Origin of the sequence: Actinomadura harenae, assembly GCF_003696215.1 — a bacterium.
Taxonomy (GTDB): Bacteria; Actinomycetota; Actinomycetes; order Streptosporangiales; family Streptosporangiaceae; genus Spirillospora; species Spirillospora harenae.
The window spans coordinates 1-12,128 of the sequence record NZ_RFFG01000090.1 but is presented as its reverse complement, the minus strand read 5'-3'; the positions used below and the strand labels follow the sequence as shown (position 1 = coordinate 12,128).

General features: G+C 69.3%; 10 protein-coding genes and 2 pseudogenes. 4 read left to right on the top strand and 8 right to left on the bottom strand.

Annotated elements, in window-relative coordinates; translation table 11 throughout:
• Window positions 1–105: 105 nt before the first annotated feature.
• Genes EBO15_RS33570 through EBO15_RS33555 form a run of 4 tightly spaced genes read left to right on the top strand, consistent with a single transcriptional unit; the run spans window position 106 to window position 5,570 of the window.
• Window positions 106–1,116 carry a hypothetical protein gene (locus tag EBO15_RS33570; protein ID WP_122198507.1) on the top strand — a complete coding sequence of 337 codons (1,011 nt, stop codon included), beginning with the start codon at window positions 106–108 and terminating at the stop codon, window positions 1,114–1,116.
• A complete protein-coding gene (locus EBO15_RS33565; protein ID WP_122198506.1) occupies window positions 1,113–3,554 on the top strand; it encodes a hypothetical protein in 2,442 nt (813 codons plus the stop codon). The genes EBO15_RS33570 and EBO15_RS33565 overlap by 4 nt, the downstream gene beginning before the upstream one ends.
• Window positions 3,551–4,675, top strand: a complete 1,125-nt coding sequence (locus tag EBO15_RS33560; protein ID WP_122198505.1) for a hypothetical protein — start codon at window positions 3,551–3,553, stop codon at window positions 4,673–4,675. The genes EBO15_RS33565 and EBO15_RS33560 overlap by 4 nt, the downstream gene beginning before the upstream one ends.
• Window positions 4,668–5,570: a coiled-coil domain-containing protein gene (locus EBO15_RS33555; protein ID WP_122198504.1), complete on the top strand. Its 903-nt coding sequence runs from the start codon at window positions 4,668–4,670 to the stop codon at window positions 5,568–5,570. Before EBO15_RS33560 ends, EBO15_RS33555 begins: the two co-directional genes overlap by 8 nt.
• Before the next feature lie 3 nt (window positions 5,571–5,573).
• Here EBO15_RS33555 and EBO15_RS33550 read toward each other — a convergent pair whose 3' ends face one another.
• From EBO15_RS33550 to EBO15_RS33520, 8 genes and pseudogenes are all read right to left on the bottom strand, one after another.
• Window positions 5,574–7,019, bottom strand: coding sequence for a hypothetical protein (locus tag EBO15_RS33550; protein WP_147481777.1), 1,446 nt, complete (start codon window positions 7,017–7,019; stop codon window positions 5,574–5,576).
• 1,829 nt (window positions 7,020–8,848) lie between these two features.
• Window positions 8,849–9,193, bottom strand: a complete 345-nt coding sequence (locus tag EBO15_RS33540) for a hypothetical protein (protein ID WP_147481776.1) — start codon at window positions 9,191–9,193, stop codon at window positions 8,849–8,851.
• 47 nt (window positions 9,194–9,240) lie between these two features.
• Complete coding sequence (locus EBO15_RS43855; protein ID WP_147481775.1) at window positions 9,241–9,852, bottom strand: hypothetical protein; 612 nt, start codon at window positions 9,850–9,852, stop codon at window positions 9,241–9,243.
• A 105-nt stretch (window positions 9,853–9,957) separates the two neighbouring features.
• Window positions 9,958–10,110: a DUF2871 family protein gene (locus EBO15_RS33535; RefSeq protein ID WP_122198500.1), complete on the bottom strand. Its 153-nt coding sequence runs from the start codon at window positions 10,108–10,110 to the stop codon at window positions 9,958–9,960.
• A 79-nt stretch (window positions 10,111–10,189) separates the two neighbouring features.
• Window positions 10,190–10,249, bottom strand: coding sequence for a hypothetical protein (locus EBO15_RS46385; protein WP_233616609.1), 60 nt, complete (start codon window positions 10,247–10,249; stop codon window positions 10,190–10,192).
• 797 nt (window positions 10,250–11,046) lie between these two features.
• Window positions 11,047–11,493 (bottom strand): annotated as a pseudogene (locus tag EBO15_RS46380) (FAD-binding oxidoreductase); the annotation flags it as partial.
• 32 nt (window positions 11,494–11,525) lie between these two features.
• A complete protein-coding gene (locus EBO15_RS33525; RefSeq protein WP_122198499.1) occupies window positions 11,526–11,918 on the bottom strand; it encodes a DUF4267 domain-containing protein in 393 nt (130 codons plus the stop codon).
• A 21-nt stretch (window positions 11,919–11,939) separates the two neighbouring features.
• Window positions 11,940–12,128 (bottom strand): annotated as a pseudogene (locus EBO15_RS33520) (hemerythrin domain-containing protein); the annotation flags it as partial.

The following is a 12,128-nucleotide window of genomic DNA, read 5'->3' as shown; positions in this document are numbered from 1 at the left end:
TCGCCGCCTGCTGTCGACCCACCGTCCGCCGTCGACGCGTCGCCCGCTCCGAGGCCCGCCGCCCCGGGCCGGAGTGGGCCCTCCGTACACCCGGACACTCAGATCGTGGAGGCCGGACTCGGGGTGCTCGGCCCGCCGGAAAGCGGTAAGACGACCTTGCTCGCCACGCTCCCGATCGCCGCCGAGCAGTACGCGCCCGGCTGGATGTTCTTCGGCGCCAACGACGAGGCGCAGGACTTCCTGCAGGAGAATCTCCGCCGACTGCGCGCCAGCCGTACGCTCCCGGCGGCCACCGTGCGCCTGAATCCGGAGATGCGGTTCGTGTTGAGGGGGGTGCGGAAGGCACGGCGGCGCGGCCCGTTCGCCCGGACCCGGCGGGTGCAGACCGCCGTCTATCTGGACGTGCTCGACGCCCCCGGCGGCCTGTACGCCTGGCCGGGCCCGAGCGGGAGGAGTGATGTGGGTAGCGGGGCCACGCCGTCGAGTCCGGCGTCGGGCGGCGAGGAGAGCGACCGGGACCGGCTGACGCGGCACGTCGCCGACAGCTCGGGCCTGATCCTGCTGGTCGATCCCGTCCTCGTCGATTCACCCAACTACGACGCCTATGACTACATCAAGAGCATCGTCCTGGACATCGCCCGCCGGTCCGCGCTCAGCAGCGCCGATGAGTTCCTCCCGCACTACCTCGCCGTGTGCATGACCAAATGCGACCACACCGCCGTGTACGAGAAGGCACGCGAGTTCGGGCTCGCTACCGACGACAACGGCCCGGGGGCGTTTCCCACGGTGTCCGACCAGCGGGCCAGGGAGTTCTTCGACGAGCTGTGCGGGAGTTCCTGGGAGGGCGCACCGCGGGGCCGGGCGATCGAGCTGCGCGACGCCATCAGGAGCCATTTCAGCCCACGCCGTACCAGGTACTTCCTGACGTCGTCACTCGGCTTCGGGCAGCACCCGGAGACCGGTGTCTTCGACCCCGACGACCCCGCCAACCCCACCTACGAGACCGGCGCCAACGACGGCAGCGAGCGACCGTGGGTCAGCGGTCTGATCCGGCCGGTCAACGTCATCGAGCCAGTGCTCTGGCTCGCCGCGACCCAGCTCAGGAACGGCTCGTGACGACGGTCTCGGTCGCCTGGGCGGCGTACGGGAAGCCGGCGAAGAGTGCTGGCGACTACCAGATCATGGCGTCCGGCGGCCCGGTGCTCGACGCGGGCGACCTCACCGTCATCCTCTCTTGGTTCGCGCTGGGCAACCCGCCGCCCGAGCGAACCGGGCCCGGCGCGCTGCCCTGGGCCGCCGTCAGCGTCGTCCAGAAGGACGGGCAGCATTACGTCGGGGTCGCGACCTACCGCTGGTCGGCCGAGCACGACCGCGCCGGACGGCCGATCATGTCCAGCCTGCACTTTTTCCTGCCGTACGAACTGCTCCGCGAACGCGGGGTCTCCTACCGTGCCTTCCTCGGCGCGGTCACCGACGTCGAGCTCCCGCCGCCGGGGACGGACCTGCTGATCGAGCTGGACGCCATGGAGCCCGAGGAGACCGTCGGCGTGATCGAACGCCTCGGCCGCGACCGCGTCGAACGGGCGGCCGCGATGCTGCTCGACGGACCGGTCACCGTCACGGCGTCCGGCAATGTCTCCTTCGCCGACCGGCTGGCCTTCATCGACGCCGTCGCGGCGCTGCTCCCGTACGGCTGGCGAACCCGCTTCGCGGCCGGCACGTGGTTCGACGGGGGCGGTTCGCGGATCGGCCTCGCGTTCTCCCGGCGAGACCGGCCCGGGTCCACGGAGCTCCGCTGGCCTGCGCCCGCCCGGCCTCAAGCCGGGGGCTCCGGCGAAGCGTATCTGGCCTGGCTGGAGGAGCTCATGGGACGACACGGCCGCTCGCTCGCCTGGGTGGTGGACGAGTTGGCCGGGGTGGGAGAGCCGTTCGCCGACCGCCCACCGGCCGACGCAGTACAGGTGCTGAGGGACCTCGGCTGGCCGACGGCCCTCCTGCTCGCCGCACGAGCGGGCGAGGCGGTCGCCGGCGACCTGGCGGCGCTCTTCCAGGGCGGCCGGTACGGCGAGGTGGCCAAGGCCGATGCGGAGTTCCTGTTCGACCGGCTGGTCGAACTCGCCACCGCTGATGACCTCGGCCTGGTCGAACGGCTGTGGAAGCGGTTCGGTGGCCGGCCGGAGACACTGATCCGGGGCACCCGTTCGCTGCTCTGGCGGCCCGAGCCCGACCCGGCGATCCGAGGCCGAGCGCACCTGGCGGAACGCCTCGGGTTCGGCGCCGAGTTCGTGGCCGGTGTCATACGGCCGCTGCGGGGCGATTTCGTGGGCACGGACGCGTGCGCGGCGGCGGCGCAGCTCGTCCACATGGACGCGCCCGAGGACGCCCCGCGCGTCCCCGCGGCACTGGCCGAGAACGCACCGGTGCTCGCGGAACTGCTCGTCCAGGTCGCCCGGTCCGACGGCGACCACGGTGGCTGGCTGCGAGCGCTCACGCCGGTCGCCGCCGAGAGCCTGCTGACGCCCTTCCGGCAGATCTGGTCGGGCGACGTCTCGGCCGCGCAGGTGACCGAGCTGGCCGGGCATGGGAGGCTCTGCGTTTTCGCGCTGGTCAGGATGGCCTCCGCGCTCGGCCGACTGGAGCACCTCCTGCCCGCTCTCGCGGCATGGATCGACCACGACTCCACGGCTGGCTGGAAGACCTGGCTCGGCACCTTGTCGCCCGAGAAACCGCGTGGCCAGGGCGCGCTCGACGCGCTCGCCTGCCATCTCGGCGCCGCGCCACGCCACCTGGCGCACGCCGCCCGGCCCGGATACATCGAGGGGTTCCGGGACGTCCGCCGTGCGCTTCCCGCCACCCCGGCCGCCGACACACTCGCGGCGCACCTCACCACGTTCACCTGGGCCGCCGAGCCGGCACTGACGGCGGGCGTGGTCGCCGTGGCGGCCGAGTTCCCCCGTCATGCCCGGCTCGTCCGGGTCCTGCTGGCGGGCCGGGCCGCGAGCACCCGGCTCACCGGCGACGAGAACTACCGGCACTGGCGCGGCAAGGTCCACCCACACCACCCCGAGCTGTTCGAGGAGGAGATCGTGACGATCCTCGGTGACCTGCCCGCCAATGCCGACCCCGAGGCCACGGGAGACCTGTGCGCGCTCGCCCTGCTGGAAGGGAACCGGCCCGAGGAGGTGGCCGCGCTGCTGCTGAAGGCAGGCCGGGCTCCGGACGACCGCTTCGTCCTGCGGCTGCTGCTGCGGACGCGGCATGCGCTCATCGGCCACCGGATGCCGGAGAAGAACGCGCGGGACAACGTCATCCTCCTGGCGAACGCGCTGATGCGCGGGCTCTCCGCGGAGGCCGCCGCCCGGTTCAGGCACTCGGCTTGCGCGCGGAGCGCCGCCGACATGCGCTTCCAGTTCGACCTGATCCTCATGCTGAGCCAGGACCCACGCCACAGGAACCGGGTGGTCCTCGACGAGGAGGCAGCCGGCCGGCTCCGCTTCCTCACCGGCAGCCTCCTGCATGTGGTGGGCCGCCCGTCACGGTTCTGGCGCCGATGAGCCATGCGATCGTCCTCGACCTGGACGAGGACCTGCTGATCAGCGTCGGCGACGGCGGTACGGAGACGGTCGCGGCGCCGTCGCCGCTCGGCCCGCTTCCCCCCGGGCCGCTCGTGGTCGTCCGGTCCGGCGCGGAACTCGACCTCGCCCGGCTGGAACTGATCCGGCACGCGGTGGGCCCGCGTGAGTTCCACGCTTGCGGGCGGCTCGTCGCGGCGGCTGCAGCGGCGGCCGCCACGGGCGCCGAGGGTACGCTCCTCGTCTGCGACGCGACCTGGGCCACGTTGCGCGCCGGGCTCGTCACGGTGAACGGCACCCGGCTGCACCTGGGCCGGTTCATCGAGGTCCCCGACCTGGGCGGGCTGGCCTTCGCCAGTACCGTCGCGCCCGAGGCGCCCGCGACGGCGCTGGCGGAAACGCTCGACGAAGAAGCTCACCGGATCGCAGCGGTCACCGGGGTGGCGGCCGACGACGACCTGTATCGGGACGTCAGAGCGGCGTCCGTCGCCGGCCACGACGTCAGCGCGGGCGCGCTCATGGACGCGGTCGCCGGTTACGAACGGCGGCTGCGCGCCGAGCTCGGCCCGTTACGCCCCGCCGACGCCGTATGGACCGTCGTCAGCGGCGGCTTCGGGGGCTTCGGTCTGCTGCGCGGCCTGTTCGGCCAGGTCAGCGGGCGAGAACCGGTCGGCGGCACCGGCTGGGTCGCCACGGGCGCCGCAGTGCTCGCCCGTGGGCGGTACGGCGAGCCTGCCCCCGACCAGGTACGCGCGGTGCTCCCGCTGCACCGCCGCAGGCATGGGCGATTCGAGCAGATGCTGGTCGGACTGCCGAGCGCGTACGGCTCCTTCGCCGCCCTGGACGGCCGCCCCCTCCTGCTCGGCGTCTGTGACGCCGAGCCATGCGACGTACCCCTCGGCCATCGCGACCCACTGCGGATCGAAATCGACGGTCTGGCCCGCGAGGCCGACCTGTCCGACCTGCCGACCGGCCGATACCAGATCGGGCTGCGCACGCTCCGCGACGGCACACCGCGCCTCGTGCTGTTCGATCCCGACGGCTCCCCACCCGCCGTTCTCTCCCCGTCCGGCCCCGCCCGAAACGAGGTGCCCAATGACTGAGCGCGATCCACTCGCCGAGTTGCCCGAGCTGATCGCAACGCTGCTCCAGGACGCCGCAAAGGCCGAGGACGACATCGCCGCGTTCCTCTTCGTGAGTCGGCTGAACACCGCTCTCAAGAGGTTCCCCGACCTCATGGACACCGCCGGCCGTCTACAGGAGATGGCCTCGCTCGGGCCGTCACAGGCCGCGGAGCGCCTGACGAAGATCCGGGCCGAGCTGACCGTCCGGCGGGCCGAGCTCGCTGCCGCCCAGGACCTCGCCGAACAGGTACGGCCCGCGCTCGCCGAGCTCGCCGCCGTACGAGAGGAGCACGCGCGGCTCACGGCCGAGCTCGCCGAGCTGAAGCGGCTGGACGCGCTGAACGCCGAGCTCGAGCCGCTGCGCGAGCAGCGCCGGGCGCTAGCCGAACAGGCGGCGGCGTTTCAGGACGCCGCGACGGAGGAGGCCGCGCTGGCCGCGGCAGCCCGAGCACTGAACGAGTCGGCGGAGGGCCAGCTGGACCGGCTCGACCAGTCGGTCATCGCCGAGATGGCCCGTGCGAAGTCCTTGGTCGGCCAGCTCGTACAGGCCGGACAGCGGCTGACGGACGAACGCGGACGGCTCGCCGAGCTCGACGCCGAGCTGCGGTCGCTCGACGAGGAATTCACCGACCTGTCGGCCGAGCTTCAGGTACGCCTGCCTCACATCAAGGCGTACCGGCAAGCCGATCGCGAGCTGTGCGAGGCCCTTGCCACGAGCCCCCTGACCGATGGCTCGGGTCTCCCACGCGTCCGTTCCTCGCTGGACGAGGTCGAAGCGCGGCTGGAAACGATCGACGCCGCCCTCCGGGAGGCGCTGACCGTCCACGACGAGCGGCACGCCGACGTACGGCGCCTGCGCGGCCTGCTTCCATGAGCGTCAGCGGATCAGGCCGGTGGACCAGCGGTACCAACGCATGTACGCCCAGCCCACGTGACCGACCAGGGCGGCGAGCGGCACCACCACGGAGAACGCGGCGGCCAGCGAGCCCAGGATGAGGAGAGCCACGAATGCCCCGGCGACGGTGAGGACCGCGCGGAACAGGCCGCCCCTGGGCAGGTCTGCCACCTGCCGGACGAGTCGGCCAACCGATGCCTGGAAGAAGCGGCCGACTGCTGGGAGCAGGGCGTAATCCGGGTGGTAGTCGCGGCCGAGCAGACCGGCCAGCGTGCACTCCGCCATGGTCTCCCCCACGAGCGCCAGAGCGATCGCCCAGGTGATCACCCGCAGCTGGGCGGCCGGCACCGGCAGCCACAGGTAGAGCAGCCAGATCAGGGCTACTCCCGCGATGCCGAGCAGCGCGAAGAACACGGCTCCGGCCCGGCCCCCGCCCGTCTGGTCGCCAGAGCCGGTGATCGATCCGTCGTCGAACGCCGGGATCTCCGTAGGCGGCTCTGGCTCCGGCGCGGCGGGAGCCGCAGGCACGGGTTGGCGGGTAGGGCGCGGGTAGACGCGAGCGGTCCGCGGAGAGGGTTCCTCCGTGGCCTGGTACGCGTTTTGGGGTTCCGGCCGTTCTGAGGCGTAGGGCTGCGCCTGTTCAGGAGCCGCCGCCCCGGCGATCCTGTGGTTCACCTGCTCAGCGGCCTCTGGCAGGCACCAGAGGACGGCGAGCAGCCGGACCGCGTCGGCGTCGGCGCGGTCACGCAGAAAGGCGAACCAGCGCGGAACTCCGAGCGCGAGGTCGCACCGCTCTCCGGCAATGATGGCCCGATCGAGCCGCCGCGCCGCTCTTTCCTCGTCGACCGCGATGTTCATTATCTCGGCCGAAGGTGGGTCGGCCGCATCCAGCCGCCCGGTCAGCCCGGGGTAGAGGGCGGAGAGCTCACAGGCCTCTTGGGCCCAGCGCTCGGCGGCCCGCGTCCTGCGTTCCTCGATCCGCCCGAGCTCTACGCCACCCGGCACGCAGGCGAGTTCCCGCAGCACCTGGTAGTCGGCGATCTCCCGGCACAGGCCGGCCGCCTCGACCTGGGCGTCAGCGCCGGGACTGGCGGCCCGCGAGCTGAGACTCCAGAGCGTCTCGGCGTTGAGGGGCGCCCCCGCGTACGCGGCAGAACTGCTCGGCGCGAGCCAGCGCACGGCGCTCAGCAGCCGAAAATTGATGGCGTCGTCGCCTTCGACCACATCGATCATCAGATCCCGGGTGGCGACGTTATATCCGCGGTCAGCACCGAACTGCTGCACCCACTTGACGAACACGCTCCGTTCCGGGTCCCGCATATGTTCGGCGGCCTGCTCCCACTGCGCCGCAAATGCCTCACCCAGGTGGACTGGATCGGTATTGTCCGTCTCGGCGAACGAATAGGCCCAGATTTGGTTCTCAGCCATGCCCACCCCCGGCCTCGCATCTCCGAGCTTCCGATTATCGCCCCTAAACTGGCCTGTGACAACACCGGAAACCCTAATTCCAGCAACTTCGCGACAACACTGGAAAACGCATATCCGGGGTCCAGTAATCTGCCCGGTACGTTGATGGCGTCCCGCTCAGAAAATCGGGGCTCCATGTGGTGAACTGGGGTTTTGCTGCAGGGATCGACAGCATTGCTCCGACCATCGGATTGGCGCCATGCGGACCGCGACGTCCACCCGCCCCCTCAGCGGAAACTGACGCTCCTGTTCCGGGGAGGGCCAGGCCCGGGGGTGGAGCCGTCACGGGGGCTGGGCCGCCACCTCCGACACCCCATAGGCAGTCGAACGTTTCCTCCACTCCCTCCAACCCCGCAAGTCGAGGACGAGTGCCTCGATATCGGCGAACTTGGGTGCCCGAGCGCCTCGGTCGTCGGCATGGAGCTGGACGCATCGCGCCACCACCGATCCGCTCAGTCTGCCGACCATCGGTGCGGGCGCCCGATCTTTGGCCGCGCGCTCTGCGTCTCGGGTCGTGCACAAGTCCGCCAAAGACGCTGCCATCATCCCAGCGTCGCACCGCAGCACCCGATGCACATGACGTGCCCCAACCACCGTCACTCGTCGGCCCCACCGTCCGAGTGGGACCGAGTGCGGTCTACGCGGCCGAACGTACGGGTGCGGTTGTCCGGCTCCGTTACAGTAGACGGCCCCACAAGCGCGGTATTGCGCGGCAGAGCACACGGGTGGCGCGGATCCTACAGAATTCGCGCCCGGGGGTTGTTGGACACCAGAACCACCCGAGCGGCCACCGGGCATCCACGCCGCCGCCGTGCGGCATCGACACGGCTGGCCTGGGCGTGGGCGGGTATTGGGAAGCCTCGCTGGCATAGCCGAGTGGCAGCCTTGCTAACAGAAAGACACCCCGCGCCCTCGTGCCGGGCGCGGGGCATGCTTGTTCGTCGTTCGCTCAGGCTTGCCACAGTTGCAGAAGGTACTGCTCGAGCCCCTCGAGGAAGCCGCTTCCTCGTTCCTGAAGCTTCTCACTCCCCTTGCAGAGGATCCGGAGTCCGTACCAGCCTGGAGTGATGGTCAGGCTGGCCCTCCGAAGGTCCTTGCGTCAGTGCCCAGGCTTCCAACTCTTCACCGTCGAGGCGGACACGGAACAACCCAACTTGAGTCCATGCTGTGGAAGCAGGGGTGGGTTCCTGTGACCATCGCTGGAGGGTCACTCGCGGGTAATGGTCCTCGCCGGGACTGACGATGAAGAGGTACGGCCTCTCGAAGACGAGACGGTCCCCGAGGCTCGGAGCGGAACCGTCCGGGCTCTGGAGTTCCGCGACCTCCTGCAACGTGGACTGATGGCTCTCGACGAGGACGAGGGCATTGCTCTCTTGTTCTGGGGACAGCACCCACATCTCCGGCGATTAGAAGCTGTCAACGGTGGAGTCTTAGCGTACGGCTATCGGATCCAGATGACGAAGGGTCACGCCAGGTGGTACGCGTGACGGGATCCTTGCCACTCCAGTCCAGGATGCGATCCTGGGTGTACCAAGTGCCGAGCATGCGGCCGGCCGTTTGGTTGCCGTCGGACTTGACCGGGTAGACGGAGTAACTCCCGGGAACTGCTTTGGGGTCCCAACCTGGAGCGTCTGCGCCCTCGTAGGTCGATGCGAGGGGAATTCATCGCAGTCGCTGCCGCGGCTGGGGTAGCCAGGCCATTTGGCTTCGCACGTTCTGACCGACATGGCCCGATTGTTCTTTTATCGGTCGATGATTTTGGTCGTCGTGCCGACTTTGACCTTCTTCGTTTAGGGATGGTAGAGGCGATGCAGCGGAGTGTTTTTATTGCAGCCGGGGATGTGCTTGTTCTTGACAGTGGGGATTGTAGTCTCGGTCTTGTTGCATGCCCGCCAGATATGATTGACACTCTCGGTAACCGTACGGTCGCCGCGCTTGTATAGCAGGTGGGGTGTCACCTGGTTGAAGATGGCTCCCATTTTGCCGGTGGCGTAGCGAGCAGAGTCGAATCGGGCTGTCTGGTCGATCAGAGGCACGTCGTTGGCGACGACGATCTCCGGACTGCCGACCAGGAGTTGCCACCTTGTGAAGTTGACCTTCTCAACTCCTTGGCCGACGGCGCTGGGCGAGGTCATCTTCATGAGCTTGTCGGCAGCGACATGCCTCCAGGTCGACACACGCCTCAGCGCAGTCGGACTGGTGCCCTCCTTGCAGCCGGCGTCGTTGCTCGCATGGGGCCGCAGTAGATATAGAATTGAAGGTGAATGTCTAGTTTTGCCATGTCACCCCAGGGGACGATGCCAGTGGCCTTGATCTGGAAATCGATCTGTCGCTTGCCGTTGTGCCCGATCCCTGCGACCGTAAGATAGTAGGGAATTCGGCCGGTGATCTTCTTACCGCTTTGGTGCACCAGGTCAGCATTGCCCTTGGTGCAGAAGAGGAAGTGACTCTCCACTAGTCCGATCTTTGGGTGGCCGACCTTCTGCTTCGCACAGTGGGCGAGTGGAGCGAAAGCCGCTGCACCATTGAATTCGGACCCAGGATTGGAGGCGTTCATCTCGTAAGAGTTCTCTTGGGTTCTTCGTTGAATCTCCCGAAGCGGTGTGGCCCGTGGCCGCGCCTCGGCGGCGGGTGGCGCCTTTAGTGAGGTCGCTTGCGACTGGTTCAGCTGGAGGGGGCGGCTGTACCAGAACTCCGTTTCCTTGGCCTTCGCCGGAGCGGCGGCCACGGCGGGCGACGTCAGTGCGAGCGCTGTCGCCATAGCCGCAGTAGCAGCCAAGAATTGTCGGATCATCCGAACTCCCTTGCTGCAGCCAGTAAGGCTTGATGGCCTCGTTGTCAAGATCGATGACCGGATCAAGATCACGGACCCCGGGGCAGACAGCAAGAGGAGGCAGCGCTAACGGCCGATAGAGGCCATGGGGAATCGTGCGGGTGCCAGCTGGTGGGAGTCGCCGGTGAAGTGGTTCAGTTTGGTGAGTTCGCGGTAGTAGAAGCCGCTGATCAGCCCGACGATCATGTAGGTGTAGGCGGCGTAGTAGAGCTTCTTCACGGGGGTCCTCGGGGGTCTGGCCGGGAGGTGGGCAGGGCCCCGTCCAGGTTTCGCTGGACGGGGTGGGTGCGGGGGCTGGTTATGCGAGTACCGGGTAGTTCGCGCGGAAGATGTTGTGTGGGTCGTGGGCTCGTTTGATCTCCTGGAGCCGTGCGAGCGTGTTGGCGGAGAAGGAGTCGGCCGCGCTTTCGCCGGGGACAGCAGGGTGTAGGGCCTGCGGGCGGCGGTGTAGGTCTTCAGGTCGGCTATGACCTCGGCCTGCTTGGTGTGGGTTGCGTCGGACGTGTGCGGGAGGCCCAGGCCCAGGAGGGCGAGCAGGTAGGGCTCGGGCACTGTGCCGCTTGCACCGGTCCCTGGGTCGGCTAGGGCTCCGCCTAGGTGTCTGATCTGCATGTTGATGAGCGGTGCGACGGGCTTGGCCAGGAGGAGGTCCACGGCGTCCGCGTCCAGGTGGGTGAGGAGTTCCGCGCGGGTGATGGACGGGACGGGGTCGGTGGGTTCGGCGGTGATGGTGCCTAGGTCGGCGATCGGGACGATGCCGCGGCTGTCGGAGATCGCGCCCTCGATCTTGTCGATGCGCACTAGGAGGTCCTCGGCGGCGGCCGGTTCGCCCAGGTAGGTCAGGTCCAGGGTCACCATCGGGGGCGCGCCGGGGGGTTGGAAGCGGTTGATCCAGATGCTGAGTTCGCGGGGTGCGTCGGCGGTGAGCTCCAGGAACGCGTCGTACACCTCTCGGGTCCGGTGTTCCGGCCAGATCACGCGTCCGCCGTAGATGACCGGCGCGGGGTACAGGTCGAGTTCGAGGGCGGTCACGATCGCGAAGTCTCCGCCGCCGCCGCGCAGGGCCCAGAACAGGTCGGGGTCGGATTCGGCGGTCACCCGGCGTGGCTCGCCGTCGGCGTCCACGATGTCGATGGCCCGGACGCTGTCGGAGGCGAAGCCGTGTTTGCGGCTGAACCAGCCGAGGCCGCCGCCGAGGGTGTAGCCGGTCACGCCGACGCCCGGTGCGCTGCCGGACAGGCCGGTCAGGCCCAGCGGTCCGGCGGCGGCCTGCACCTGTTCCCACTTGGCGCCCGCGCCGACTCGGACGATCCGTTCCGCGGCGTTCACCTCCACTTTGTTCAGGAGGCCGGTGCGCAGCAGGATCAGGCCGTCCACGTCACCTGAGGCGCCGTGGCCGGTCGGCTGCGCGGTCACCGTCATGCCCGTCCGCCGTGCGTGGCGGACGAGTGCCGCCACGTCGTCGGTGTCCGTGGCCTGCGCCACGGCCGCGACCGGCTGTCTGACGGTCAGGTTCCACGGGGTGGCGGCCTGTTCGAAGCCGTCGTCACCGGGCAGGATCACGCGTCCCTTGAGGACGTTGCGCAGGTCGTTGTTCGTCATCGTCGTCTCCTTGTCGAGTTGGTGTGCGGGAGTCAGGCGGGCTTGCGGGTCTCGCGGAGGATCAGCAGGCCGGTGAGTGCGATCAGTGCCGAGGTCAGGCCGTGGATGCCGAACGCGGCGGCCATGGAGCCGTGGTGGGCCAGGACGGTGAGCATGTCGCCGAACGGGGCGGCGGCTCCCATCAGCAGGACCCAGCCGAGGGGGCGGCGGTGGCCCGTCAGGAGCAGGACGCCCATGCCGAGGCCCATCGCGAGCTCGCGGTTGCCCTTCACGATGAGGAAGCCGCCGCCGTCGCCGGAGGGCCAGGTCGGCAGGCCGAAGCCCGGCGCCTGCGTCCCGGGGATCAGGACGAAGGTCACTCCGAGGTAGAAGGTGAACAGGACGATGAGGGTGGCGAGGGCGGTGTTGACGTTCTTCAGCGACATGGTTCTTCTCCTTGGACGGGGTCAGCCGCGGACGCGGCGGACGTGGCGGGCGTAGCGGGGGCGGCCGATGACGTGCCAGATGACGCGGACCGGGGCGGGGAGGCCGCCGAGGACGAGGGCGCGTTCGGCGGGGTTCGCGTCCTCCAGAACGGCGCCGAAGAGGGTGAGCAGGGTGGGTTTGGGGGTGTTGTGCACCAGGTGGTCGCCCAG